General features: G+C 72.7%; 22 protein-coding genes. 9 read left to right on the forward strand and 13 right to left on the reverse strand.

The features are described 5' to 3' along the window. Window positions 1–23: 23 nt before the first annotated feature. Window positions 24–989 carry a DMT family transporter gene (locus tag AB0D53_RS09910; protein ID WP_362442687.1) on the forward strand — a complete coding sequence of 322 codons (966 nt, stop codon included), beginning with the start codon at window positions 24–26 and terminating at the stop codon, window positions 987–989. On the opposite strand, the gene AB0D53_RS09915 is transcribed toward AB0D53_RS09910, so the two are convergent. The 9 genes from AB0D53_RS09915 to AB0D53_RS09955 all read right to left on the reverse strand — a co-directional run bounded on the left by AB0D53_RS09915 (window position 913) and on the right by AB0D53_RS09955 (window position 13429). Then, on the reverse strand, window positions 913–1995 hold the full coding sequence (locus tag AB0D53_RS09915) for a Zn-dependent alcohol dehydrogenase (protein ID WP_362442690.1): 1083 nt from the start codon (window positions 1993–1995) through the stop codon (window positions 913–915). The two genes, AB0D53_RS09910 and AB0D53_RS09915, sit on opposite strands and share 77 nt — an antisense overlap. Window positions 1996–2045: 50 nt before the next feature. Next, window positions 2046–3434 carry an aldehyde dehydrogenase family protein gene (locus AB0D53_RS09920; protein ID WP_362442693.1) on the reverse strand — a complete coding sequence of 463 codons (1389 nt, stop codon included), beginning with the start codon at window positions 3432–3434 and terminating at the stop codon, window positions 2046–2048. A gap of 85 nt (window positions 3435–3519) precedes the next feature. Continuing rightward, window positions 3520–5421, reverse strand: a complete 1902-nt coding sequence (locus tag AB0D53_RS09925; RefSeq protein ID WP_362442696.1) for an ABC transporter ATP-binding protein — start codon at window positions 5419–5421, stop codon at window positions 3520–3522. A 77-nt stretch (window positions 5422–5498) separates the two neighbouring features. Then, window positions 5499–6764 (reverse strand): MFS transporter, encoded by a 1266-nt coding sequence (locus AB0D53_RS09930; protein WP_362442986.1) that lies wholly within the window; start codon window positions 6762–6764, stop codon window positions 5499–5501. Further along, window positions 6761–8203 (reverse strand): citrate:proton symporter, encoded by a 1443-nt coding sequence (locus AB0D53_RS09935; RefSeq protein WP_362442699.1) that lies wholly within the window; start codon window positions 8201–8203, stop codon window positions 6761–6763. The genes AB0D53_RS09930 and AB0D53_RS09935 overlap by 4 nt, the downstream gene beginning before the upstream one ends. A gap of 282 nt (window positions 8204–8485) precedes the next feature. Continuing rightward, window positions 8486–9106: a TetR/AcrR family transcriptional regulator gene (locus tag AB0D53_RS09940; RefSeq protein ID WP_362442703.1), complete on the reverse strand. Its 621-nt coding sequence runs from the start codon at window positions 9104–9106 to the stop codon at window positions 8486–8488. 86 nt (window positions 9107–9192) lie between these two features. Beyond that, complete coding sequence (locus tag AB0D53_RS09945; protein ID WP_362442706.1) at window positions 9193–10476, reverse strand: hypothetical protein; 1284 nt, start codon at window positions 10474–10476, stop codon at window positions 9193–9195. Continuing rightward, entirely contained in the window at window positions 10473–11243 is a 771-nt protein-coding gene (locus AB0D53_RS09950; protein ID WP_362442990.1) for a hypothetical protein, read from the reverse strand. Before AB0D53_RS09950 ends, AB0D53_RS09945 begins: the two co-directional genes overlap by 4 nt. Before the next feature lie 92 nt (window positions 11244–11335). Continuing rightward, on the reverse strand, window positions 11336–13429 hold the full coding sequence (locus tag AB0D53_RS09955) for a right-handed parallel beta-helix repeat-containing protein (RefSeq protein ID WP_362442709.1): 2094 nt from the start codon (window positions 13427–13429) through the stop codon (window positions 11336–11338). A gap of 122 nt (window positions 13430–13551) precedes the next feature. Between AB0D53_RS09955 and hmgA the strand changes: the two genes are divergently transcribed. The 3 genes from hmgA to AB0D53_RS09970 all read left to right on the forward strand — a co-directional run bounded on the left by hmgA (window position 13552) and on the right by AB0D53_RS09970 (window position 17053). Further along, window positions 13552–14880 (forward strand): homogentisate 1,2-dioxygenase, encoded by a 1329-nt coding sequence (gene hmgA / locus AB0D53_RS09960; protein ID WP_362442713.1) that lies wholly within the window; start codon window positions 13552–13554, stop codon window positions 14878–14880. A 49-nt stretch (window positions 14881–14929) separates the two neighbouring features. Continuing rightward, window positions 14930–15706: a GntR family transcriptional regulator gene (locus AB0D53_RS09965; protein ID WP_362442716.1), complete on the forward strand. Its 777-nt coding sequence runs from the start codon at window positions 14930–14932 to the stop codon at window positions 15704–15706. Window positions 15707–15823: 117 nt separating this feature from the next. After that, a complete protein-coding gene (locus AB0D53_RS09970) occupies window positions 15824–17053 on the forward strand; it encodes a type ISP restriction/modification enzyme (protein ID WP_362442719.1) in 1230 nt (409 codons plus the stop codon). A 16-nt stretch (window positions 17054–17069) separates the two neighbouring features. Here the strand turns inward: AB0D53_RS09970 and AB0D53_RS09975 are convergent, their stop codons facing one another. Next, window positions 17070–17777: a TetR/AcrR family transcriptional regulator gene (locus AB0D53_RS09975; RefSeq protein WP_362442722.1), complete on the reverse strand. Its 708-nt coding sequence runs from the start codon at window positions 17775–17777 to the stop codon at window positions 17070–17072. Between the two features lie 64 nt (window positions 17778–17841). On the opposite strand from AB0D53_RS09975, the gene AB0D53_RS09980 reads away from it, so the two are divergent. After that, on the forward strand, window positions 17842–18819 hold the full coding sequence (locus AB0D53_RS09980; RefSeq protein WP_362442725.1) for an ATP-binding cassette domain-containing protein: 978 nt from the start codon (window positions 17842–17844) through the stop codon (window positions 18817–18819). After that, window positions 18816–19643 (forward strand): ABC transporter permease, encoded by an 828-nt coding sequence (locus AB0D53_RS09985; RefSeq protein ID WP_362442728.1) that lies wholly within the window; start codon window positions 18816–18818, stop codon window positions 19641–19643. Before AB0D53_RS09980 ends, AB0D53_RS09985 begins: the two co-directional genes overlap by 4 nt. Window positions 19644–19902: 259 nt before the next feature. Here AB0D53_RS09985 and AB0D53_RS09990 read toward each other — a convergent pair whose 3' ends face one another. Both AB0D53_RS09990 and AB0D53_RS09995 read right to left on the reverse strand, forming a co-directional pair. Beyond that, window positions 19903–20166: a hypothetical protein gene (locus tag AB0D53_RS09990; RefSeq protein ID WP_362442731.1), complete on the reverse strand. Its 264-nt coding sequence runs from the start codon at window positions 20164–20166 to the stop codon at window positions 19903–19905. Window positions 20167–20468: 302 nt separating this feature from the next. Further along, window positions 20469–21278: an SGNH/GDSL hydrolase family protein gene (locus AB0D53_RS09995; RefSeq protein WP_362442734.1), complete on the reverse strand. Its 810-nt coding sequence runs from the start codon at window positions 21276–21278 to the stop codon at window positions 20469–20471. A 218-nt stretch (window positions 21279–21496) separates the two neighbouring features. Here AB0D53_RS09995 and AB0D53_RS10000 point away from each other — a divergent pair, with 218 nt between their 5' ends. After that, entirely contained in the window at window positions 21497–22600 is a 1104-nt protein-coding gene (locus AB0D53_RS10000) for a DUF5925 domain-containing protein (protein WP_362442993.1), read from the forward strand. A 78-nt stretch (window positions 22601–22678) separates the two neighbouring features. Here AB0D53_RS10000 and AB0D53_RS10005 read toward each other — a convergent pair whose 3' ends face one another. Then, entirely contained in the window at window positions 22679–23056 is a 378-nt protein-coding gene (locus AB0D53_RS10005; protein WP_362442737.1) for a GntR family transcriptional regulator, read from the reverse strand. Window positions 23057–23136: 80 nt separating this feature from the next. Here AB0D53_RS10005 and AB0D53_RS10010 point away from each other — a divergent pair, with 80 nt between their 5' ends. Both AB0D53_RS10010 and AB0D53_RS10015 read left to right on the forward strand, forming a co-directional pair. Further along, window positions 23137–24057 carry a GNAT family N-acetyltransferase gene (locus AB0D53_RS10010; RefSeq protein WP_362442740.1) on the forward strand — a complete coding sequence of 307 codons (921 nt, stop codon included), beginning with the start codon at window positions 23137–23139 and terminating at the stop codon, window positions 24055–24057. Beyond that, the gene (locus tag AB0D53_RS10015) at window positions 24038–24532 is read left to right on the forward strand and encodes a DUF402 domain-containing protein (RefSeq protein WP_362442743.1); all 495 of its coding nucleotides are present in this window, start codon (window positions 24038–24040) and stop codon (window positions 24530–24532) included. Before AB0D53_RS10010 ends, AB0D53_RS10015 begins: the two co-directional genes overlap by 20 nt. Window positions 24533–24635: the final 103 nt, after the last annotated feature.

Below are 24635 nucleotides of genomic sequence, written 5' to 3' on the forward strand. Positions count from 1 at the left end.
GTCGCGGCCCTACGGTCGTAGCCATGACAGCGACCCCGACCCCCTCCCCCGCGCCGCTCCGCGACTGGCGGGCCACCGCCGCGGCCGGCACCACCGTGCTGCTGTGGGCCTCCGCCTTCGTCTCCATCCGCAGCGCCGGCGCCGCCTACTCGCCCGGCGCCCTCGCCCTGGGCCGGCTGCTCGCGGGCTCCCTGGCCCTGGGCACACTCCTGCTGGTGCGGCGCGAGGGACTGCCCCCGCGGGCCGCCTGGCCCGGGATCATCTGGTCCGGGCTGCTCTGGTTCGGCCTGTACATGGTGGTGCTCAACTGGGGTGAGCAGCAGGTCGACGCGGGCACGGCCGCGATGGTGGTGAACATCGGCCCGCTGCTGATCGCGCTGCTCGGCGCCCGGATGCTGGGCGAGGGGCTGCCGCGCAGGCTGCTGGCGGGCATGGCCGTGTCGTTCGCGGGCGCCGCGGTGGTGGGGCTCTCGATGTCGGGGCACGGCGGCGCCTCGGTGCTCGGTGTGCTGTTGTGCCTGCTGGCCGCCGTGGCGTACGCGACCGGGGTGGTGCGCCAGAAGCCCGCCCTGCGGCACGGCTCCGCGCTTCAGATCACCACCTTCGGCTGCCTGGTCGGCACCGTCGCCTGTCTGCCGTTCTCCGGTGCGCTGGTCTCCGACGCCGCCGGCGCCCCGCTGTCCGCCACCCTGAACATGGTCTATCTGGGTCTCTTCCCGACCGCGCTGGCCTTCACCACCTGGGCCTACGCGCTCGCCAGGACCACGGCGGGACGGATGGGCGCCACCACGTACGCGGTGCCGGCCCTGGTGGTGCTGATGTCCTGGCTGCTGCTGGACGAGGTGCCCGCGCCGCCCGCGGTCGCCGGAGGGCTGCTCTGCCTGGCCGGGGTGGCGGTCTCCCGGACGCGTCCTAGAAGATCACCAGAGCCCGCCCGCCCTTCCCCGCGATCATGTTCTCGAACGCGGCCGGGATGTCGTCGAGGGTGATGCGCCCGGTCACCAGGGCGCCGAGGTCGAGCCGCCCCTCCCGGACGTGGGCGGCCAGCACCGGCAGGTCCCGAGCGGGGTCGGAGTTGCCGTAGACGCAGCCGGAGAGGGTGCGTCCCCAGTGGAAGATCTCCAGGGCGTTGAACGTCACCTGCTGGTCCTTGCCGCCGATGCCGACGACGGTGGTCCGGCCGCCGCGGCGGGTCGACTCCCAGGCGGTGCGGATGGTGGCGGCGCGGCCCACGCACTCGATGGCGGCGTCCACCCCCTGCTTGTCCGTGAGGGCCCGGATCTCGCGGGCGGTGTTCTCCGAGGCGACCACGTAGTCGGTGGCGCCCGCCCGGCGGGCCAGCTCCTCCTTCCGCGGGGAGACGTCGACCGCGACGATGCGCGAGGCGCCGGCGATACGGGCGGCCTGGATCGCGGCCAGCCCCACTCCCCCGGCGCCGAACACGGCCACCGTCTCTCCCTCGCGCAGCCGCGCCGAGTGGTGCACGGCGCCGTATCCGGTCAGGACCGCACAGCCGAGGAGGGCGGCGTCGGTGAGCGGGACGCCGCCGGGCACAGGCAGGACGCAGCCCGCCGGGACCACCGTCTCCTCGGCGAACGCGGCGACGTTGAGACCGGGGTGCAGCTCGCCGCCGCCGTCGGCGCGCCGGGCGTGCACCGCGCCCGCGCCGTTCAGCGCATGGGCGCACAGCCAGACCTCGCCCAGCGAGCAGGCGTGGCAACTACCACAGGAGGGCGCCCAGTTGAGCACGACGCCGTCGCCCGGTGCGACATGGGTGACGCCCTCGCCGACCGCGACGACGGTGCCCGCGCCCTCGTGGCCGAGTACGGCGGGGACGGGCACCCGCATGGTGCCGTCGGACAGCGAGAGGTCGGAGTGGCAGACGCCGGCGGCGGCGAGGGCGACCCTCACCCGGCCGGGGCCGGGCTCCGGGAGTTCGATGTCGGTGATCTCCAGAGGAGCTCCGACGGCGGGCAGTACGGCGGCGCGGACCACGGACAGGCTCCTTGACGATCGGCAACGGGGAAACGGGCGGTGCTCAACGGTCAGAACTGGAGGGACTTGGTCTGGAGGTACTCCGCGAGCCCGTGAGCGCCGAGTTCGCGGCCGACGCCGGACTGCTTGTAGCCGCCGAACGGCGCGAGCGGGTTGAACCGGCCGCCGTTGATGTCGACCTGCCCGGTGTCCATCCGCCGGGCGAAGGCCACCGCCTCCGCCTCGTCGCCCGCCCAGACCGCGCCCGCGAGGCCGTAGACGGTGCCGTTGGCGATGCGCAGGGCGTCGTCCTCGTCCTCGTAGCGGATGAGCGAGACGACGGGGCCGAAGATCTCCTCCTGGGCGACGGTCATCTCCGGGGTGACATCGGCGAACACGGTGGGGCTGACGAAGTAGCCCTGTTCGCGCGGGGCTTCGGGGCCGCCGGCGACGAGGCGGGCGCCCTCCGCCACGCCCTTCTCGATGTAGCCGCGCACCCGCGCGTGCTGCTTGGCGTTGACGAGCGGGCCGATGCGGTCGCCGTACTTGGCGGCCGCCTCCGCGGCGAGCGCGACCGCCTCGTCGTACTGCGAGGTGTGCACCAGCATCCGGGTCCAGGCGCTGCACGTCTGGCCGGAGTTGCCCATGACGTTGGCGACGCCGACGCCCACGGCCCTGGCCAGGTCCGCGCTCGGCAGGATGACATTGGCGGACTTCCCGCCCAGTTCGAGGGCGACGCGCTTGACGGCCGCACCGGCCGCGGCGCCGATCCGCCTGCCGACGGCGGTGGAACCGGTGAACGAGACCAGGTCGACGCCGTCGTGCTCGGCCAGGGCCTGTCCGGCGACCGGGCCGAGGCCGGTGACCAGGTTGAACACACCTGCGGGGACGCCCGCCTCATGGACCGCCTCGGCGAAGAGCTGGGCGGTCAGCGGGGTGTCCTCGGCGGGCTTGAGGACGACCGTGCAGCCCGCCGCGAGCGCGGGGGCGACCTTGGCGACGATCTGGTGCAGCGGGTAGTTCCACGGGGTGATCGCACCGACGACGCCGACCGGCTCCGCGTACACGGTGGAGTTGCCGACCTTCTCCTCGAAGGCGTACGAGGCGGCGAGTTCGGCGTACGAGCCGGCCACCAGGATCGGCACCCCCGCGTGCACCGCCTGCGAGAAGGGCAGCGGCGCGCCGAGTTCGGCGGTGACGGTCCCGGCGATCTCGTCCTTGCGCGCGACGAGCACATCGCGCAGGGCGGCGATCCGCGCGGCCCGCTCGGCGGGCGCGGTGGCCGCCCAGCCGGGGAGGGCCGCGCGGGCGGCCCGTACCGCGGCGTCGACGTCCTCGGCCCCGCCGGCCGGGACCTCGGCGATGACCTGTTCGTCCACCGGGTTCACCACCGCGATCGTGTCCCGTCCCGCGGCGGGCCGCCAGGCCCCGTCGATGTACATGCCGTCGTGGGCCTTCATCGCTGTTCCTCCCGGTCACCGTTGCGGACGGGGTCGTCCGCAACCCAAACTAGCGCTGTTAGTTTTCAGGCGCCAGAGACGCCCGTCACGCCAGGGGCTGCCGGTCGAGCTCCCCGTGCTCCGCGCCCGGGTGCTCGAACTGGGTGCGGTACAGCTCCTCGTAGCGGCCGCCCGCCGCGAGGAGTTCGTCGTGCGTGCCCCGCTGCACGATCCGCCCGTCCTCCACGACCAGGATGAGGTCGGCGGTCCGTACCGTGGAGAGCCGGTGGGCGATCACGACCGCGGTACGGCCGGCGAGCGCCTCGGTGAGTGCCTCCTGGACGGCCGCCTCGGAGGTGTTGTCGAGGTGTGCGGTGGCCTCGTCGAGGATGACGACGCGCTGGCGGGCCAGGAGCAGCCGGGCGATGGTCAGGCGCTGGCGTTCGCCGCCGGAGAGCCGGTAGCCGCGTTCGCCGACGACGGTGTCGAGCCCGTCGGGCAGCGAGGCGACGAGACCGTCCAGGCGGGCGCGGCGCAGCGCGTCCCAGAGGTCCTCCTCGGCGGCTCCGGGGCGGGCGAGCAGCAGGTTGGCGCGCACCGACTCGTGGAAGAGGTGGCCGTCCTGGGTGACCATGCCGAGGGTGTCGCGCAGGGTGTCGGCGGTCAGGTCGCGCACGTCGACGCCGCCGATGCGTACCGCGCCCTCGTCCGTGTCGTACAGCCGCGGCAGCAGTTGGGCGATGGTCGACTTACCCGCGCCGGAGGAGCCGACGAGTGCCACCGTCTGGCCGGGCTCGGCGCGGAAGGAGACTCCGCGCAGCACTTCGCCGCCACCGCGGGTGTCGAGGCTCGCGACGTCCTCCAGCGAGGCGAGCGAGACCTTGTCGGCGGAGGGGTAGCCGAACCGCACCTGGTCGAACTCGACGGACACCGGGCCGTCCGGGACCGTCCGGGCGTCCGGCTTCTGGTCGATGAGCGGCTGGAGGTCGAGGACCTCGAAGACCCGCTCGAAGCTGACGAGTGCGCTCATCACCTCGACGCGCGCCCCGGCGAGTGCGGTGAGCGGTGCGTACAGCCGGGTCAGCAGGAGGGCGAGGGCCACGACCGCGCCCGCGTCGAGCTGACCACGCAGTGCGTAGAACCCGCCGAGCCCGTAGACCAGGGCGAGCGCCAGCGCCGACACGAGGGTGAGGGCGGTGATGAACGCGGACTGGGCCATGGCCGTGCGTACGCCGATGTCGCGCACCCGGCCGGCCCTGACGGCGAATTCGGCGGACTCGTCGGCGGGGCGGCCGAAGAGCTTGATCAGGGTGGCGCCGGGGGCGGAGAAGCGCTCGGTCATCCGGGTGCCCATCGCGGCGTTGTGGGCGGCGGCCTCCCGCTGGAGCCTCGCCATCCGGGTGCCCATCCGCCGGGCCGGCAGCACGAACACCGGCAGCAGCACCAGCGCGAGCACGGTGATCTGCCAGGAGATGGAGAGCATGACGCCGAGGGTGAGCAGCAGCGTCACGAGATTGCTGACGACGCCGGACAGGGTGTTGCTGAAGGCGCGCTGGGCCCCGATGACGTCGTTGTTGAGGCGGCTGACGAGCGCGCCGGTACGGGTCCGGGTGAAGAAGGCGACCGGCATGCGCTGCACATGGTCGAAGACGGTGGTACGCAGATCGAGGATCAGGCCCTCGCCGAGATTGGCCGAGAGCCAGCGGCTGACCAGGCCGAGGGCGGCCTCCGCGACGGCGATCACGGCGATGAGGAGGGACAGCCCGGTGACGGTGCCCGACTCCTTGCCGGTCACGATCGCGTTCACGACCCGGCCCGCGAGGACGGGGGTGGCGACCGCGAGGAGCGCCGTCGCCACGCTCAGGATCAGGAAGAGCGCGACGCGGCGCCGGTGCGGGCGGGCGAAGGCGGCGATGCGCCGCAGGGTGTTCCGGTCGAAGGGGCGTCGGTCCGCTTGCGCGTTCATGACGTTGTGGAGCTGTGTCCACGCCGTGGTTTCCATGCTCATGGGAGGAACGTACGACCTCCAGTGGACTTGAGGTCAACGGCCGGGTTCCGGCGACAGCCCGCCGCCGTCGGCGGGTGTCAGGTGCGGTCGCGGCCGGCGGGGCGCCGGCCGGGCCGGGGCTCCGCCGGTACGGCCCCGGCGGCACCGGCCCTCCGGTTTCGCCGCCCGCCCCGCACCCCCAGTCCCGCCGCCGCGATCAGGAGGGTGCCGAGCATGACGAACGGCGCTGCGGTGCCCGCCACTCCGGCGATCAGACCGGCGGACGCGGGGGCCGCGACCTGCCCCAGACGGTTTCCGGTCAGCCGGAGGGCGAGCGCGGTGGACCGGGCCTCCGGCGGGGCGGCCTGGACGACGGTGGTCATCGAGAGCGGCTGCCCGACGCCGAGACAGAAGCCGAGCACGGCTAGCATCACGGCCAGCACGGCCACGGGGACGGGCAGCGCGATGCCCGCGCAGAGCAGTCCGGCCAGCAGACAGGTCGTGGTGAGCAGCGCCGTCCGGCCCAGGACCCGGAGCATCGGGGTCATCACCAGGCGGCAGGCGACGGTCGCGGCGGCGCGCAGGCTGAGCAGCAGTCCGATGGTGGCGGGGGCGATGCCCCGGTGTTCGCCGACGACGGGCAGGTACGCGGTGAGGATGTCGGTCGCGGAGAGCACGGCGAGGCTGATGAAGATCCCGGCCGGGACCCCGCGGGCCCGCAGGATGCGGCCGACGGGGACCTTCGCGGCCGGTTCCGCCCGGCGGGCGGCGGGCGCGCAGCGGTGCTCGATGCGCCGGAGCGAGGTGAGGGAGACGGCGGCGACGGCCGCCGAGACGAGCAGGGCGAGTGCGCTGGTGCGGGCCATGGCGCCGTCCCGCTCGGAGATCAGGTACCCCGCGGCCATCGGGCCGATGAGCTGGCCGAGGGAGGCGCCGATGGTGAAGTGCCCGAAGTTGCGGTCCTGTTCGGCCGGGGCGGACTGGCGGGCGACGATCGACTGGGCGCCGATGACGAAGCAGAGGTGGCCGAGCCCCATCACACCGCTCCAGGCCGCCATCGCCGTCAGCGAGTCCGCCCGGCCGCTCAGCGCGCAGCCGCCAGCGATCAGGACGACGCCGAAGGGCAGCAGGGGCGCGCAGCGGCCGTGGTCGGTCCGGCGCCCGAGCGGGACGGCGGCGAAGAGCGGGAGGAGCGCGTACACCCCGGTGATCACGCCGATGGCGCGTTCGTCCGCGCCGAGCGAGAGAGCCCGGTAGGAGACGGCGGGCCGCGCCATCGACACCGCCCCCTGCGCGAAGGCGAAGGCGATAACGAGACGCAGCAGCCAGCTCCTGCCGGGCCCCTGGACGGTGCGCACGGTCAGATGATGCCGAACAGGAGGCCGGCGCACAGGACCACCAGCGAGGTGAGCGCGGCCCACTTGACGGTGAACCTGGTGTGGTCGCCGAATTCGACCTTCGCCATGCCGACCAGCACATAGACGGCCGGAACCAGCGGGGAGGACATGTGCAGGGGCTGGCCGACCAGGGAGGCGCGGGCGATCTCCAGCGGGGAGACACCGTGGGCGGCGCCCGCCTCGGCGAGCACCGGGACGACGCCGAAGTAGAAGCCGTCGTTGGACATGAAGTACGTCAGCGGGATGCTGAGAATGCCGGTGACGATCGCCATGTGCGGGCCCATGCCGTCGGGGATCGCGCCGACGAGCCAGTCGGCCATGTGCTGGACCATGCCCGTGCCGGAGAGGACGCCGGTGAAGACCGCGGCCGCGAAGACCATGCCGGAGACGTTGAGGACGTTGTCGGCGTGGGCGGCGATCCGGGCCCGCTGGTCGGGCATGTGGGGGAAGTTGACCGTGAGGGCGAGCGCCGCGCCGAGCAGGAAGAGCACCGGGATCGGCATCAGTTCCATGATCATCGCGGTGAGCAGGGCGATGGTGAGGCCGGCGTTGAACCAGTAGAGCCTGGGCCGCAGGGTGGCCCGGTCCGGGTCCAGCCCCTGGAAGCCCTCGTCCCCGTCCCCGCCCTCGTCCCCGTCCGCTCCCGCGTTATCTGCCGCGTCGCCGTCCGTGCCGGTGCCGGCTCCGCCGGAGTTCTTGCGGGTACGGTCGCTGCCGCTGCCGCCCGCCCCGACGAGAACGGTCTCCGTCTGTGCGGCCGTCCCGGTGGCCAGTACCTCGTCGAGGGTGAGCATGCCGAGCCGCTTGCGCTCGCGCCGGCCCAGCACGACGGCGAGGAGCAGGACCGCGAGCAGTCCGACGCCGAGCGCCGGGATCATCGGGACGAAGATGTCGCCCGCGTCCAGCTTGAGCGCGGTGGCGGCGCGGGCGGTGGGGCCGCCCCAGGGAAGGGTGTTCATGACGCCGTTCGCCGTGGCGGCGACCCCGGTCATCACGACCAGGCTCATCTTGAGGCGCTTGTAGAGCGGATACATCGCCGAGACGGTGATCATGAAGGTGGTGGAGCCGTCACCGTCGAGGGAGACGATGGCGGCGAGCACGGCCGTACCGACGACGATCCGCATCGGGTCCGCCTTGCAGAAGCGCAGGATGCCCCGCACGATCGGGTCGAAGAGACCGACGTCGATCATCACGCCGAAGTAGACGATGGCGAACATCAGCATCGCGGCGGTCGGGGCGAGATTGCCGACGCCCTCGATGACGTAGTCACCGAGCTTCGCGCCCTGCCCGACGGCGACGCAGAACAGCGCGGGGATCAGGACCAACGCCGCGATCGGCGACATCTTCTTCATCATGATCAGGACCAGGAAGGTCGCAATCATGGCGAAGCCGAGGATTGTCAGCATGTGGATACCTATCGCTCACCCTTGAACTCCCACCGGACTCGGCGGTGCGGATGACGTTAGGGCGCGGCTCACAGCGTTAACAAGATGTTGACATGCGAGCAATACGAGCAAAACCCCAGGTCAACGCGGGGGTTGCGGCTCGGGCACCACCGGCGCCCCACCGGGCGGCGGCGGGGCGGCGGCGGGGCGCATCGGGGCGGTGCGCCGGCCGGATGCGTCGGTGCGGCGCATCGGCGGGGTGCCTGCGCAAGGTGCGGACATCCGGCGCCCGGTGCCGTCCGGTCAGTCCAGCACGCTCGCCAGGTAGGCCCGGATCAGGACGCGGGTCTCGGCGACGATGGCCTGGTCGCCCGACGGGTCGGTGCGGAAGGCGAGTTGGAGGAGGGCGTCGGCGGCCTCGACGCAGACCAGGACGGTGCGCGAGAGGTCCTCGTCGAAGGTGCCGCCCAGGTGACCGGAGAGGAGTTCGGCGAGCCGGCCGGCGACCCGCTGGTTGGCGTCGTTGGCGGGGTCCTCCTCGGGGGCCGCAGCGCCGAAGTCGATGAAGGCGAATCCGGCCACGGAACGCTTCATCGCCAGGTATTCGTCCAGTACGGCATCGATGGCGCCGCGCCAGTCGGTGGTCGGGATGACGGCGAGGCGCTCGGTGATGCGCTCGGCGTAGCTGTCCAGATTGCGCCGGGCCAGCGCGTCGGTCAGCGCGCGCTTGTTGGAGAAGAACCGGTAGACCGAGCCGATGGGGACCCCGGCACGGATGGCCACCGCCCGGGTGGACAGCTGCTCGTAGCCGGTCTCGTCGAGGAGTTCGGCGCAGGCGTCGAGTATCCGGGCGAGGCGCTCGGCGCTGCGCTGCTGCACGGGGGCGCGGCGGAGGTTCGTGTTCGCATGGGGCACGGGCTCCATGATGCCGTGGGTCTCCTCTGCTGCGGGTGGCCGGTGGGTTCCGGGGCGCCCGGTGGGCGGATGGCCACCGGGGCCCGGCGCGGCTCTCATGCGATGAGCAGCGACAGCCCGCCGATGGTGTACGTGATCATCAGGACCAGCAGCGGGAGTTGCCCCGCGACGGCGCGGCCGGGCGGGAAGAGGCGCACGGACCGGTCGTGGGCGGCGACGACGCCGAGTACGTGGCCGAGGACGATCGCGGCGACCTGGAGCGTGGCGACCCCGCCGGGGCCCAGGAGCGGCTCGGGCGGAGCGGGATTGTCAGTGCCGGATGCCACCATGACCGTGCGTGGCCCTTCGGTGACGAAGAGCGTGAAGTAGTGGGCGACGAGATAGCCGAGCGCGATCGGGACGAGCGAGTGGGCGAAGGCGGTGAGCGGGTGGCTCAGCCGGCCGGAGATCAGCCTCACGGCTCCGGTGCAGAGGGTGTAGAGGGCGGCGACGAGGGCGATGGCGCCCAGCAGTCCGAGCGTGGCCGCGGTGGTGCGGCCCAGGGGCGAGGTCTGGACGGTGGTGATCCAGGACGGGGAGTCGGAGAAGCCGTCGTAGGCGGTGGAGCCGAGCATGACGCAGACGGTGGCGACGAGTCCGGGGGTCTGCGGGGTGGCGTCGAGTCCGTTGAACGGCGAGCGGAGCACGAGGCGGCGGTCGGCGGGGCGGCGGCCGAGCGGGGAGAGCCGGGCGAGCAGCCCCGAGTAGACCTCGAAGGCGTCCGCCCGGTCGAACCACCCGGCGCCGTGGCGGGCGGCGCCCACGAGGTGGACGGCGGTGTGGAGCGAGAGGAAGACCAGGAGGGCGGTGGCCGAAGCGGGGTCGGGGGAGACGAGTTCGAGCCAGGTGAAGGCGAGGAGCCCCGCGGCGGCCGGCCACAGACCGAGCCGTGCGGGAAGGGGCCGGCCCGCGGCGGGGTCGCGGCCCAGTGCGCGGCAGCCGAGGAGGTGGACGGTGCGCAGCGGATTGAGCAGTCGCCAGACGGGACCGAGGAGGAGCGATGCGGGCACCAGCCCGACCCAGAGGAGTACGTACACGGCCCCGGGGCCCGGGTTGCGGTCCGGGTCGTCCGGGCCCAGGAGGAGGTTGAGCGCGACGTACAGGGCGGCGGCGAGGCCGAGTGCGCGCACCGCGGTACGGGTGGGGCGGGCGTCGGCGAGGCGCTGGAGGGCGGATGGCAGCGGGCGGCCCGCCCGGTCGCCGCGGAAGCGGGAGGCGGACCAGAGCAGGCCGAGCGCGAGGAAGGAGACGAAGAGCGCGGCGAAGGCACCGGCGAAGGCGTAGAAGGGGGAGAGCGGGAGGTCGTGCTGGGCGCCGATGCCGTGGGCGAGGACGCTCACCGTACGACGAGTTGGGTCAGGAGCAGGTCGGACTCATGGGTCTCGACCTCGAAGAGCCCGCTGCGGTCGGCGGTGAAGGTGAGGATGACGGTCTTGCCCGCGGGCAGCCGGGCCTCCTTGTCGTAGCCGTGGACATGGAGGGTGTCGGCGCGGTCGCTGCGGACCCGGAGCTGGACGGTCCGGCCCTTCTTGATCTCGGTGCGGCCGGGGTCCGGGCTGACCTCGCCGTGGGAGACGGCGATCTCAAGTGTGATGTCGGGAGACGGTGTTGCCGGCCGGCTCTCCTCGGGGGCGGAGGCCGGCCCGGAGGAGGCGGCGAGGGAGGCGGTGGCCTGGACGGGGGTGGAGTTCACGGCCCAGGCGGTGTGGTCGTCGGCGTAGAGCCGTGCGGTGAGGCGGGTGCCCCCGCCGGCGGCGCGGACGAGGGAGGCGGGGAGGTGGAACCAGGAGCCGTAGACGCGGGCGAGGGGGTGCCCGTCGAGGAACAGCCGGGCGTGGCCGCGCCCGGGGAGCGCGGCGCCGCCCACGCTGTCCGGGGTGAACCTGAAGTTCCGCACGGACAGATGGACGTTCCACCCGTCCTCGGAGTCGGGTCGCACGGCGACCGTCACGGCGGGGGCGCCCTCGGCGTCGACCTGGCGCAGCCGGTTGCCGGAGCCGTCGTCGGCGGTGAGCAGCCGTCCGACGCTGCCGCCGGCCTGCTCATGGCTGGTGCCGGGTTTGTGGTGGGTGGTGGCCCGCCCACCGCAGGCGCCGGCGCCGAACACGAGGGCGCCCGCGGTGAGTACGGTGACGGCGGCAACGACCGGGCGGGTGGCCCGAAGCGGCCGGCCGGGCCGCGACGGTGTGCTGGAACGCTTCACGATGCGTCTCCTTCCGGGGCGGAACCGGGAGCCGGGGCGGGGCCCGTGGCCGGGGCAGCGGCGAGGGCCGGGGTCCCGGTCTCCCCCGGCGCGGTGCGGTCCCCGTGGCGGGCGGCGGCGATCACGGCCCACACGACCCAGACCACGCCGAGCAGCCCCCGTACCCAGGCCGGGCCGATCGGGATCCACGGGATCATGAACACGGCCTTGTCCACGGCGTCCAGCAGCGTGAGCGCACCCAGCACCACCGTGGTCCAGCCCAGCCAGGGCCGTTCCCTCCGGAGCACGAGACCGGTGCCGGTCCACCACAGCCCCGTCAGCAGCAGCGCCAGCGCGGGCACATAGGTGGCGGCCAGCCCCGTCGTCGATCCGGCCACATCGAGCCCGAGGCCGATCACGCCGAGCACCGCGGCCACCGCGGCGAGCCGGCTGCCGCGCAGCCTGCGCCACCACAGCACCCCGCCGACCAGCACCAGCACCACCGCGACCGCCAGCGCCAGCTGCACCTCGATGCGCTCGATGCCCCGCGCCCCGTACCAGTCGCAGCCGGCCGGCAGCCGGCGCGCCTGCACGTTGTAGTCGGCGCAGACCAGCAGCTGGGCGAGCTTGACCGGTTCGCCGACGAGCCGGTCGGTGCGCACGGACACGTCGCCGCGCGCGGAACCGCAGGCGGGCAGGGCGCGCGGGGAGGACGGCCCGGCGTCCGCCTGCCAGCAGTTGCCCTCGCCCTGGCCGTCCCACCACACATCGGTGCGGTTGGGCCGGGAGTTGCCCGCCTTGTCCCTGCCGAGATGGTTGCCCGCGTAGCGGTTGTGGTGCGAGGTGTCGGCCTGCTTGGCCAGTGCGCCCTCGCCCCGGATGAAGGCGGGCACGGCGGTCAGGACGAAAGCGGCGCGCCGCTGTCCGTAGATCCAGTTGTTCTCGTACAGATTCCAGTTGCCGCCCGCGGTGATGATGCCGGAGCCGGGCGGCATGGAGATCTGCGGGCAGACGACCCCCTCCTCGTAGCCCCGGTCCACCGGCGGTTTGGCGCAGGTGCCGTCGGCGACGTAGGGGTAGTAGTCGGCGTTGTTGTCGTGGATCAGGTTGCGTTCGAAGCGGGCGTGGTTCTGCGGCAGTCCGGGGTGGCCGGGGAAGGCGCTGTCCATCGAGGCGCCGCCCATGTTGTGGTCGAACTCGTTGTCGTGGACGTAGACGGAGTCGCCCGCGGTGCCGGAGTAGCCGACCATGTTGTGGTGGCTGCGGCAGCCGGTGATCTCGATGGAGTAGCGCGGCACGTCGTAGCCGTGGGCGTCGTTGATGTTCGACGCGCTGCCAGGGTAGATGCCGGAGTCGCCGTTTCCGTACGACTCGCAGTTCTTGTACAGCCCGTGGTCGCTCGCGAAGGTCAGGAAGCCGTACTCGTCGTTCCACCGGGTGAGGACGGAGTCGATGACGAAGCCGTCCTGGGCCAGCACGTAAAGGGAGTTGAAGGTGGTGCGCTGGGCGGTGAAGTTCCGGAAGTAGATGCCGTCCGAGCCGTCCGCGCGGATCGCGTTGAGCTTCTGGTACTTGGCGTCGACGACCACGTCCGTGCGCTCGGCGCCGGTGCCCTCGATCTGGAGGTCCTTCTTACCGAGGATCGCCACCAGGTTCTGGTTGTGCGGGCACCGCCGCTGCTGCGCGTACGACAGGATCTGGTAGCCGAGCTTGGAGTTGGGCGCCTTCAGCCTGGCGCACTCCCCGGCCGGCTTGGGCAGCGAGGGCTCCTCCTCGTACAGGCCGGGCAGGACGGCTATGTTCACGCCGGGCCTGTCGACCGCGTCGACCGCCTGCTGCAGATGGCGGTAGCCGGACTCCTGGCACCGGTCGAAGAGCTTCAGGTTCCGGGTCCGCAGCGCCTGCGGGAAGCGGGACACCCGTCGTTCGAAGTCCGCCCGGTCGCTCTTGCAGACCAGCAGATCGGGTTCCCCGGTGCGGTACACGGGGACGCTGCCGGTTCCGTCGGGCAGGGTGACCGGACGTTCTTCGTGCGCCTGGGCGGCCGGGGCCGCGAGGAGGGCGGCGGCGAGCGCCGCGAGGACCACCAGAAGTCTTCGTGTCCACGACATGTGCGGGAGAGTAGAGCATTGTTCACCTTTTTGAACCCCCTCGTGCATCACCAATGCCGTTGACTCGCCCCGCTCCAATTCCTACGGTTACCCATAGGATTCCTTCGGCACCGGGAGCGCACATGAGCGGCAACGAGCAGGCGAGGAAGACGGCGGAGGCGCTGGAGCATTCCGCCGGTTTCGGCAATCAGCACAGCTCGGAGGCGGTCCCGGGGGCGTTGCCGCACGGCCGCAACTCCCCCCAGCGCGCGCCCCTCGGGCTCTACGCGGAGCAGCTGAGCGGCTCCGCCTTCACCGAACCACGGGCCCACAACCGCCGTTCCTGGCTCTACCGGATCCGTCCGTCGGCCGCCCATCCCCCGTTCACCCGGATCGGCAACGGGGCGATCCGGACCGCCCCGTTCACCGAATCCGTGCCGGACCCCAACCGGCTGCGCTGGGATCCGCTTCCCGAGCCCACGCCCGGGACGGACTTCCTCGCGGGCCTGTGGACCCTCGGCGGCAACGGCGACGCGGCGCAGCGCACCGGCATGGCCGTGCACCTCTATCACGCCGACACCTCCATGACGGACCGGGTGTTCAGCGACTCGGACGGCGAGCTGCTGATCGTCCCGGAGCGCGGCGGTCTGCTGCTCCGTACCGAACTGGGCCTGCTGCGTGCCGAACCGGGGCATGTCGCTCTGATCCCGCGCGGTGTCCGTTTCCGCGTGGAGCTGCTCGACGCCACCGCCCGCGGCTATGTCTGCGAGAACCACGGCCAGCCGTTCACCCTCCCCGATCTCGGCCCGATCGGCGCCAACGGCCTCGCCAACGCCCGGGACTTCCTCGCCCCGGTCGCCGCGTACGAGGACGACGACCGCCCGGTGGAGGTGATCAACAAGTTCTGCGGGAACCTCTGGTCGGCGACCTACGACCACTCGCCGCTCGATGTGGTCGCCTGGCACGGCAACCACACCCCGTACGTCTACGACCTGCACCGCTTCAATGTCATCGGCTCGATCAGCTACGACCACCCCGACCCCTCGATCTTCACGGTACTGACCTCGCCGTCCGACACCCCCGGTCTGGCCGGTGTCGACTTCGTGGTCTTCGCGCCGCGCTGGCTGGTCGGCGAGGACACCTTCCGGCCGCCGTACTTCCACCGCAATGTGATGAGCGAGTACATGGGCCTGATCGAGGGCGCGTACGACGCGAAGACGGCCGGCAAGGGCGGTTTCGTCCCGGGTGGCGGTTCGCTCCACAACATGATGTCGGCGCACGGCCCGGACCGGGAGACCTTCGACCGGGCGAGCGGGGCGGAGCTGAAGCCGCAGAAGATCGACGACGGCCTCGCCTTCATGTTCGAGACCCGCTGGCCGGTGACGGCGACGGGGCAGGCGGCGACCGCCGGACACCTTCAGCACGGCTACGACGACGTGTGGCAGGGTCTGAGCCGCAACTTCCGGCCGTAGGCGACACCGCCGCTCCTCCATCCGGCCCGGTCCGAACGAAAGGCCCCAGGTGCCTCAGACGCCCAAGATCCCCACGGGGCCGGCCTTCGCCCCCGACTCGCTGGTCCTGAACCGCAAGCTGCCGCTGTGGTACCAGGTCTCGCAGTCGTTGCGCGCCTCGATACTGGGCCGCGCCAAGGAAGCCTCGGCGCGGCTGCCGACCGAGGAGCAGCTCGCCGCGCACTACGGCGTCAGCGTCCTGACGATGCGCCAGGCGCTCAAGGAGCTGGAGACCGAAGGGCTGATCAGCAGGCACCGGCGGCGCGGCACCTTCATCGAGCCGCGCGCCCGCCGGGTGTCGCCGGTCCGGCTGCTGGGTTCGATCGACGCGATCGTGGCCCAGCAGTCGGGCGAGCGGGCCTCGGTGCTCGGCCACGGCCCGGTCGCCGTACCGGGGGATCTCACCGAGTACTTCCCCGACTGCCCGGAACTGGTCAGCTACCGCCGGCTGCGCCGCGACGGGGAGAGCGACGAGCCCACCAACTGGGCGGAGAACGTGGTGCGTCCCGAGGTCGCGGCCCGCCTCGACGTCGCCGATCTCGAACGCTGGCCGATGACCAAGGTGCTGCGCGACCGGGTCGGCGTCCGCATCGCGCGCATCACCGACACGGTCGAGGCGCGCCTGGCCGACCCGGCGACCGCCGAGCTCCTCCAGGTCCCGCTGCTGAGCCCGATCCTGTTCTACACGGGCGTGACGTACGACGAGAGCGGGCACGTGGTCGACGTGGCGCAGATCCGCTACCGGGGCGACCGCTTCTCCTTCTCGGTCACCGTGGAAGCGCACTGACCAGCGCGCAAGGGCGCCGACCGCCCCGGAAGCGCACTGACGCACCGCCTCGCGCCGAAGGGGCGCGGCTACGATGCCCGGGAAGGCGGGCGGACGTGGCGACGGGGGGACGACACGGTGGCAGCACGGGCGGCGGGCGGCCGGAATGAGGGCCAGGACACGGACGCCCCGCTCCTCGACGACCTCATGCCCTGGTCCGTACGGCCGCTGCGCACCGGCCGCCCCTGGGTGACGGCCCCCGATGCCGCCACCCTCAGAGCGCGCTGGGAGCGGCTGGTGCGGGCCCCGGCGGGCGAGCGCGAGCGGCTGTTCCGGGCGACGCGTGCCCGTACCCCGTGGACCCCGGTGGCCGCGCTGCCCGGACAGGCCACCGGTACCGGCCGGTTCGCCCGCGAGGAGGGGCCGTGCCCCGAGCCGGTGAGGATCGCGCACGGCCCGTTCGACGAGCAGTGGCTGCTCCCCGACCACCGGCTGATCGACGCCGCCCGCCCCGAGCTGTGGCGGGTCGCCGACGGGCACCAGCTCTTCGCCGTGGAGCACGGATACGTGCCGCAGGACACCGGCCCCGCCCTGTCCGTGACGGCGCTGCTGCCGGACGGCCACTCCCCCGCGGGCCGGCCCGGCCTGATCCGGCCGCTCTACCGGCGCCCCGAGGGCCATGAACCCAATCTGGCCCCCGGGCTGCTCGGCCTGCTGCGCGCCCGCCACGGGGAGTCGGTGACCGCCCGTTCGGTGCTGGCGTGGGCGCTCGCGGCGGCCCGCCGCTCCCCCGCCGGATGCGTGGTCCCGCTGCCCGCCGACAGCGCGCGCTGGTCGGCCGGGGTGGAGCTGGGGCAGGAGCTGCTGCGGTTGCAGATGCGGGGCGCCCGGGGCGGGGAGCGCCCGCGGCTGCCCGGCGGGCGGCGGCCCTATGTGCGGGCCGCGATTCCGCCCGTTCCGGCCGGCCTGGCGTACGACCCGGACGGCGAGACGCTCACGCTGGGGACGGGCCGGATCTCGCCGGTGCCGGCCGGGGCGTGGGAGTTCCGGGTGAGCGGGGTGCGGATGCTGGAGCTCTGGTTCGAGCGTCGTTCGGCGGCCGGGGCCGTCGACGCGGACGGTCTGGAGGCGCTCCGGCCCCGGGGCTGGCTCCAGGAGTGGACCTCGGAGCTGCTGGAGCTGATCACGCTGCTCGCCCTGCTGGACGGGCTCCGGCCCCGGCAGGAGTCGCTCGCCGACGGCCCGCGGATCACGCCCGCCGATCTCCGCGCGGCGGGCGTCCTGCCCGTCCCGGCCGCGGCCCGGCGGCCCGCGTCGGTGCTCGGCCATCAGGAGGAGGGCCCGGACGGGCAGTTCGCGCTGCTGTGAGGGGAGCCCGGCAGGGCTACCGGTCGAAGGAGTCCAGCACCCGGTGGAGCGCCCGGTCGAAGACCCCCTCCAGATCGATCGGCCCCGGGTCCTCGGCGAATCCCGCCGCCATCCGCGGGTACTTCCCGGTCGCGATCTGGCTGATCAGATAGCCGGTGCGCACGGCGTGCTCCTGCTCCTCGGACCAGGGCAGCGACCGGCTCCGCTCCGCCGTGGCGATCTCGTTGGCCACATAGGTGGTGATCACGCCGTTGACCATGGCGATGAGTTCCATCTTCTCGCCGAACCGCGTGTCGAGCCCGTCCAGGCAGCTGAGCGAGTACTCCAGGTACCGCAGGGAGTTCGGGCTGAAGCCGTACACGGGTGACATCAGCCGGGGCACCCAGGTGTGGCGGTGCATCATCGCGCGGGTCTGGTGGGCCAGTGCGACGAGGTCGGCGCGCCAGTCGCCGGACGGCTCGGGGAACTCGTACCCCCCGCTGACCGCGTCGAGCATCAGCTCGTACAGGTCCTCCTTGCGCGGCACGTAGTTGTAGAGCGACATGGTGCCGCAGCCGAGCTCCGCCGCGACCTTGCGCATGGACACCGCGTCGAAGCCCTCCGCATCGGCGATGCGGACGGCGGCCGCCGCGATGTCCGCTCGGCTGAACGCGGGCCTGGGGCCGCGGCCCGCACGCTCGGGGCGTGCCCAGATCACTTCGGGTACAGCGGGTCGCCCCACCATCGATCATCACCTCGCCCACCATCCTAGTTACGTACACCGTACGTAGTGCGGTACGGTGGGCCGCATGACAACTACGTACGCTGTACTTAGTGAAGGTCTGGAGAAGCGCTACGGCGATGTCCACGCGCTGCGCGGGCTCGATCTCGCGGTCGCCGAGGGCACCGTCTGCGGAGTGCTGGGGCCGAACGGGGCGGGCAAGACCACCGCCGTCCGGGTGCTCACCACGCTGACGGCGCCGGACGGCGGCAGCGCCCTGGTCGCGGGCCACGACGTGGTGCGCGAGGCGGCCTCGGTCCGCGCCGCGATCGGGGTCACCGGGCAGGACGCCTCGGTCGACGGGGAGCTGTCCGGCCGGCAGAATCTGCGGCTCTTCGCCAAGCTGCAACGCTTCCGCGGCGAGGCGGCCCGCACCCGCGCCGACGAGCTCCTGGAGCGCTTCGAGCTGGCCGAGGCGGCCGACCGCCCGGCCCGCACCTACTCGGGCGGCATGCGCCGCCGCCTCGACCTCGCCGCCAGCCTGCTGACCCGCCCGCGGGTGCTCTTCCTGGACGAGCCGACCACCGGCCTGGACCCGCACAGCCGCAACCAGATCTGGGCGGCGGTGAGGGAACTGGCCGGCCGGGGCACCACCGTCCTGCTCACCACGCAGTATCTGGAGGAGGCCGATCAGCTGGCCGACGACATCGTGCTGATCGACCGGGGCCGGGCCGCCCACCGCGGCACCCCCGCCGAGCTGAAGTCCCGGATCGGGAGTTACGCCGAAGTGGTCGTCCCCCACGAGTCGGCGCTGATCCCGGCGGCCGGCGTGCTCGACCAGCTCACCGGCGCCGAACCGGTGCTCGACCACGAGCGCCGCACCGTGGGCGCCGTCGCGTCCGACACGACGCTCACCCTCCCCCGGATCGTCCGCGAGCTCGACGCGGCGGGCGTCCCGGTGATCGACGCGAGTCTGCGTCCGCCGACGCTCGACGAGGTCTTCCTCCGCCTGACCGACCGCGGCGACGGCCGCACCTCCCCACCACTGAAGGAGACGGCAGCATGAGCAGCACGACACTGGTCCGGGAGCGGCCCGCCACGACTGCCGCGAGCACCCCCGTCGCCGACTCCCTGGCCGTACTGGGACGCCATCTCCAGCGGATCAAGGCGGCGCCGGGCGTGGTGATCCTGACCCAGACCATGCCGATCACGATGCTGCTGTTCTTCGGGTACGTGTTCGGCAGCGCGCTGGCCATGCCCGGCCAGGAGTACCGCGCGTTCCTGGTGCCGGGCCTGCTGGCGGCGACGGCGGCGAACGGCATCATGGTCGGGATGTTCCAGGCCTCGCAGGACTGCCACCGCGGGGTGATGGACCGGTTCCGCACGCTGCCGATGAGCCGGCCCGCCGTGCCGTTCGGCCAGACCGCCGCCGATCTGCTGACCACGGCCATCGGCATGGTCCCGCTGATCATCGTGGGACTCGCGGTCGGCTGGCGGATCGAGGGCGGGCCGCTCGCCGCCCTGGGCGGCTTCGGCCTGTTGCTGCTCCTGCGGTTCGCTACCTCGTGGCTGGGCTGCTGGCTGGGCCTGCTGATCCGCAACGAGGAGATCGCCGGTCAGCTGGGCAGTGCCACGTTCATCCTGCCGCTGCTGTCGAACGCGTACATCCCGACCGGCAATCTGCCGGACTGGCTGCGGACGGTCGCGGAGTGGAACCCGATCAGCGCCATGGCCTCGGCCACCCGTGACCTGTTCGGCAACGCGTCCCCCGCAGCTGACGCCGCCTGGCCGGTCGCCCACCCGGTCGCCGGGACGCTCGCCTGGTCGGCGGTGCTCCTCGTGGTGTTCGTGCCGCTGTCCGTACGGCGTTACGCGCGCGGCGGCGAGTGACGAGAGCGCGCTCCGCTCAACGGGACAGCGCGCAGGGCCGGTCGCGGCGAGTCCCGCGTCCCGATCCGCCGCCGCCCCTCGGGCAGCCGGTGAACACACCGAAGCGCTGCCGTGGGCCCTGGGGATGACGGGAGGGCGGACAGCAGCGCAGCGCCGGGACGGTGTGCTCGCACACGGCCCCGAGCGGGGGGCCGGGCGACGGACCCTGGCCGGGGAGCCCGGGCGGAGGACCGGTGGGCGGTCGTGACGGGCCGTCGGGTCAGCGGCGGCTGCCGAAGAGTGAACGCCTCAGCCGTCGCAACGGCGCGAAGAGCGAGACGCGCGCGCTCTTGCTCCCACGACGACGGGCGGCATCGCGCGAGGTGAGCTCGCGCATCAGCAGTGTCGCCTCCGCTGCTTCCCGCTGCGGCACGGCAGGGCCGCCGAGCACCGCGAGATGGCGGTCGAGGCGCGAACTCGTCGCACCGCTCCCGCAGGTGATCGCAGGCACACGCGGCCTGCTCCGCATCGCTATCTGTTCCATGTCACTCCCCACCCGTACGAGGGCACCCGGCCCGGGCAGGTTAACCCTATCGCCCCGCGACGACACCCGTGTATCCCGGGCGCGGGATTGCACACACGCATACGGAGGTTGACACCTCATTCATGAATCCGCCCGATTTCAGGGCGACTTGGACAGAACGGAAACGGATGGAGACACTCCGCCCGGGGCCCCGCCACGGGCCCCGGGCCCGCCTTCGCACCCCGCCGGACAGGAGACCCCGGCGAGCAGGGGGTCTCCTGTCCGGCGGACGGCCGGACGGGCCCGGCGCACGCTCCGGCCGGTCAGGCCGCCGAGTCGAGAGCGGGCAGGTAGCCGCCCGACTGTCCGGCGGCGGTGGGGTGGTAGGACTCACCGATGTTCAGCCAGTTGACACTGTGCAGCCAGGCACTTCCGGAGCAGATCTCGTGGCCGGTGAACTTGCCCGCGACATCGGCGAAGGAGAAGCCGTGGTCGGCCGCGCGCTTGGCGGTGGTCGTGTTGAGGAGGTCGGCCGCCCCGTTGATCGCGGTGCGCACCTTGTCGCTCAGGCCGACGGCACAGCTGCCGCCGATCTTGTAGAAGCGCGGATAGCCGAGGACGACGACCCGGGCGGACGGCGCCTTGGTGTGGATCGCCGTGTACACCGAGTCGAGGTTGCCGGGCAGGGTGGACTCGACATAGCTGCGGGCCGTGGCGATCCGGTCGAGGCAGGTGGCCTCGGACTGGAGGACGCAGGTCGTCATGACGTCGGCGAAGCCGGCGTCGTTGCCGCCGATGGAGATCGAGACGAGGTCGGTCGAGGAGCCGAGGGGGCCGAGCTGATTGGCCTTCACATCACCCGTACGAGCGCCCGAGCAAGCGGCGAAGGAGAACGAGGCGGGCGAGTTGGCGGCGGCCCAGAGGGCCGGATACGCCTTGGTGCTGCGCTTGCAGTCACCACTGGCGCTGTCGTAACTGCCCGATCCGACACCCGAGGAGTACGAGTCGCCGAGGGCGACGTAGTCGACGGCCTGAACAGACGTGGCGGCACTGGCGGTGGCCGCTCCGGTCAGAGCGAGCACGGCACCGAGCAGGAGCGAGGACGAGAGCGCCGCGAGTCTGGACATCTTCATGGAACCTCCCTTGGACCGACCGGTGGGATCTCCGCGCGGTCTGCCGAGTCCGTGGTAGCAGTACCGACACCTCCACCGGAAGTGTGCATGCCAACTTGTTCTCCAGGACTTGAGCTCCCCCGCGCGCCCCTTGAGCCCCCGTCATGTCCGGTGCCGCCGCCGGAAAAGGGGAGGAAGGCAGTGAAACCCTGGTGCGCCGGGTACCCCCGTGCCGGATCATGGGCGCCATGTCCGCCACCCCTGAGTCCGCGCTTCCGATCCGGCTCAACGTCGACGACAGCGATTCCCCGTCGGATGTCGTGGACGCCCTGTTCCTCGGCCGTTTCGCGACGGGCGAGCAGCCGTACTCGCACAGCTCCTCGCTGGAACGCGTCAAGTCCGGGGCGACCCTGCTGCCGCCGGCCGCCAAGGTGCTGCGCGCCGCCCGCGACGACGACCGCAGTGCCACGCTCGCCGAGGGGGACGGCTGGACGCTGCTCGTCTCTCGATGGAACCGCGGCGCCGACGTCACGGTCACCGCGACCACCCCGGAACTGGCCCAGCAGGTCCTCGGCCAGGCGACGGACGGCGCCCTGGACGAGCCCGAACCCCAGCCCGAGAACGTGACGATGGGCTTCTGGTACGTCTCCCCGCGACGCGGCCCGCACCGCACCACCCGGCAGATCGCCGCCGGCACCTGGGACGAGGTCCGGGGCAACTACACGGCACCGGTGGCCGATGCCATGGACCGGCTGATGAAGGTCACGCCCGACGACATCGCGGGCCGGCTGCTCCTGCTGCACGGGCCGCCGGGCACCGGCAAGACCTCCGCGCTGCGCACGCTCGCGCGCTCGTGGCGGGACTGGTGCCAGGTCGACTGCGTGCTCGATCCCGAGCGGCTCTTCAACGACGTCGGCTATCTGATGGACATCGCGATCGGCGAGGACGACGGCACGTCCAGGGGCCGATGGCGGCTGCTGCTCCTGGAGGACTGCGACGAGTTGATCCGCGGCGAGGCCAAGCACACCGCGGGCCAGGCGCTGTCCCGGCTGCTGAACCTCACCGACGGGCTGCTCGGACAGGGCCGCAATGTGCTGGTGGGCGTCACCACCAACGAGGACCTGGAGCGGCTCCATCCGGCCGTGGTCAGGCCCGGCCGCTGCCTCGCCAGGATCGAGGTGGGCTCACTGACCCGCAAGGAGGCGGTGGGCTGGCTGGGCACGGAGGAGGGGCTCGGCCGCGAGGGCGCGACGCTCGCCGAGCTGTACGCGCTGCGGCGCGGAAGCGGTCCCGCGTCGGTGCCGAAGCAGGACTCCGGGGCGGACGCGGGCCTGTATCTGTGAACCGGGCGCGGACGCGGGCCCGTATCGGCCCGGCACGGACCCGGGCCCGCGGTTCCGGCCCCGGCGCACCCGCCCCGCTCACCCCGCCCCGTACGCCGCCCGTACCGCATCCTGTGCCAGGGACAGCGCCTCGTCCCGGGACAGGCCCAGCCGCCGCGCCTGCTCCGCGTACTCCTGTGCCGCGGAAGCCGCGTGACGGTCCGCCGCGTCACCGGCGGCGGCGACGAAGGTGCCGTTGCGCCCCCGGGTCTCGATCACCCCGTCGGCCTCCAGCGCGCGGTACGCCTTCGCGACGGTGTTCGCGGCGAGGCCGAGCTCCTCGGCGAAACCGCGTACCGTCGGGAGTCTGAAGCCGACGGGAAGCGCGCCGGAGCGGGCCAGTTCGGAGATCTGCGTACGCAGTTGCTCGTACGGGGCGGTACCGGCATCGGGATCAAGAACGATCTTCAGGGTCACGCCCCGATTCTCCCCCACGTCCGCTCCGCCGCCGGAAATTCAGGGGCGACCGGTGGCGGCCCCCGCGTAACGTCCGGCCCATGACTGTCATTGTTCGCGACTTCGTCCCCGCCGATGCGGAGGACTGGGTACGGATCCGGCGCGCCGCCCTGCCCTTCATGGTGACGACGCCCGAGTGCGTCACCTTCGAACTGGCCTCGGCGCACCCGGACAAGCGCGCCCGGCTGCTGGTCGCCGAGGAGGACGGGGAGCTCATCGGGACCGCGCAGGTCGGCCTCGTCCACGACAGCCCCGAACCCGGTCAGGGGTTCTGCAACACGTACACGCATCCGGAGCGCACCGGGCGCGGGGCGGGTGCGCTGCTGCTCAGCACGGCCGAGGAGTACCTGGCGCGGGAGGGCGCGACCTCGGTCTACACCTGGGTGCTCGACACCCCGCCGAACCTGGCCTTCGCCGAGAGGCGCGGCTATACGCCGAGCCGTCCGGCGCACTTCCTCCACCTCGACCTGGCCGGCGGGTCGCTGCCGCCCCGTCAGGAGCCGCCGCCCGGCGTCGAGCTGCGTACCGCCGCGGACTTCGCGGACGACCCGCGCCCGCTCTTCGAGGCGGACGCGGAGACCACGGCCGACGAGCCGAGCGACACCCCGATGGAACTGACCGACTACGAGGACTGGCTCAACCACACCTGGCGCTCCCCCGCGCTCGACCACGAGCTCACCTCGGTCGCGGTGGTGGACGGGGAGGTGGCGGCGTTCAGCGCCGCGGAGACCGACGGCCTGACCCGGTACATGTCCGGGATGACCGGCACCCGCCGGGCGTACCGCAACCGGGGCCTGGCCAAGCTCGCCAAGAACGACTCGCTGCACCGGGCGCGCGCCGCCGGGTACACGGACGCGTACACCGGCAATGACGCGGACAACGGCCCGATGCTGGCGGTCAATCAATGGTTCGGTTACGAGATCTGTGCCACGGAGGTGCGCCATGTCCGCAGGCTCGGCTGAGAACACGCTGGAGGTCGCCCTGGTGAAGGCCGGGCGGACCAAGATCCGGTATCCGGCGGACGTGGTCCGCGACGACGGGGTGCGGGTCACGGTGCGTGCGCCGTGGGCGGCTCCGGGGGTCCGTGACTTCGGCTTCGTACGGTTCGAGCCGGGTGATGTCTTCACCGAGCACTACTGGCGCGACCGCTGGTTCGCCGTGAAGGAGGTCCGCACCGGCGAGGGCGGGCTCAAGGGCTGGTACTGCGACATCGCCCGGCCCGCGGTGCTGCGCGACGGACAGCTTCTGGTGGAGGACCTCGACCTCGATCTGTGGGTGTCGGCGGACGGCTCGTCCGTACTGCGGCTGGACGAGGACGAGTTCGAGGAGAGCGGTCTCGCCGGACGCGATCCGGCGGCGGCCGGGGCGGCGCGCCGGGCACTGGACGAGCTGGAGCACCTGGCCCGCACGGAGGGCCTCGCGTCGTTGCTGGTCTGACCCGCACGGCCGCCGGGCCCGGCCGGTCGAGGGTCTTGAGCCGGACGTCGCACCGGCCGGATCTCCCGTCCGCACGGGCCCGGTACGCCGCCCCGGCCGCCGG

It is taken from the genome of Streptomyces sp. NPDC048295 (assembly GCF_040652135.1).
Lineage (GTDB): Bacteria > Actinomycetota > Actinomycetes > Streptomycetales > Streptomycetaceae > Streptomyces.

Bases quoted from the DNA above. Each gene is read 5' to 3' on its own strand.
- AB0D53_RS09990 (WP_362442731.1), bottom strand. From the start codon at position 20,166: ATGGAACAGATAGCGATGCGGAGCAGGCCGCGTGTGCCTGCGATCACC.
- AB0D53_RS09925 (WP_362442696.1), bottom strand. From the start codon at position 5,421: ATGAGCATGGAAACCACGGCGTGGACACAGCTCCACAACGTCATGAAC.
- AB0D53_RS09935 (WP_362442699.1), bottom strand. From the start codon at position 8,203: ATGCTGACAATCCTCGGCTTCGCCATGATTGCGACCTTCCTGGTCCTG.
- AB0D53_RS10000 (WP_362442993.1), top strand. From the start codon at position 21,497: ATGGGCGCCATGTCCGCCACCCCTGAGTCCGCGCTTCCGATCCGGCTC.
- AB0D53_RS09910 (WP_362442687.1), top strand. From the start codon at position 24: ATGACAGCGACCCCGACCCCCTCCCCCGCGCCGCTCCGCGACTGGCGG.
- AB0D53_RS09940 (WP_362442703.1), bottom strand. From the start codon at position 9,106: ATGGAGCCCGTGCCCCATGCGAACACGAACCTCCGCCGCGCCCCCGTG.
- AB0D53_RS09995 (WP_362442734.1), bottom strand. From the start codon at position 21,278: ATGAAGATGTCCAGACTCGCGGCGCTCTCGTCCTCGCTCCTGCTCGGT.
- AB0D53_RS09985 (WP_362442728.1), top strand. From the start codon at position 18,816: ATGAGCAGCACGACACTGGTCCGGGAGCGGCCCGCCACGACTGCCGCG.
- AB0D53_RS09920 (WP_362442693.1), bottom strand. From the start codon at position 3,434: ATGAAGGCCCACGACGGCATGTACATCGACGGGGCCTGGCGGCCCGCC.
- AB0D53_RS09955 (WP_362442709.1), bottom strand. From the start codon at position 13,429: ATGTCGTGGACACGAAGACTTCTGGTGGTCCTCGCGGCGCTCGCCGCC.
- AB0D53_RS10010 (WP_362442740.1), top strand. From the start codon at position 23,137: ATGACTGTCATTGTTCGCGACTTCGTCCCCGCCGATGCGGAGGACTGG.
- AB0D53_RS09980 (WP_362442725.1), top strand. From the start codon at position 17,842: ATGACAACTACGTACGCTGTACTTAGTGAAGGTCTGGAGAAGCGCTAC.
- AB0D53_RS10015 (WP_362442743.1), top strand. From the start codon at position 24,038: ATGTCCGCAGGCTCGGCTGAGAACACGCTGGAGGTCGCCCTGGTGAAG.
- hmgA (WP_362442713.1), top strand. From the start codon at position 13,552: ATGAGCGGCAACGAGCAGGCGAGGAAGACGGCGGAGGCGCTGGAGCAT.
- AB0D53_RS09975 (WP_362442722.1), bottom strand. From the start codon at position 17,777: ATGGTGGGGCGACCCGCTGTACCCGAAGTGATCTGGGCACGCCCCGAG.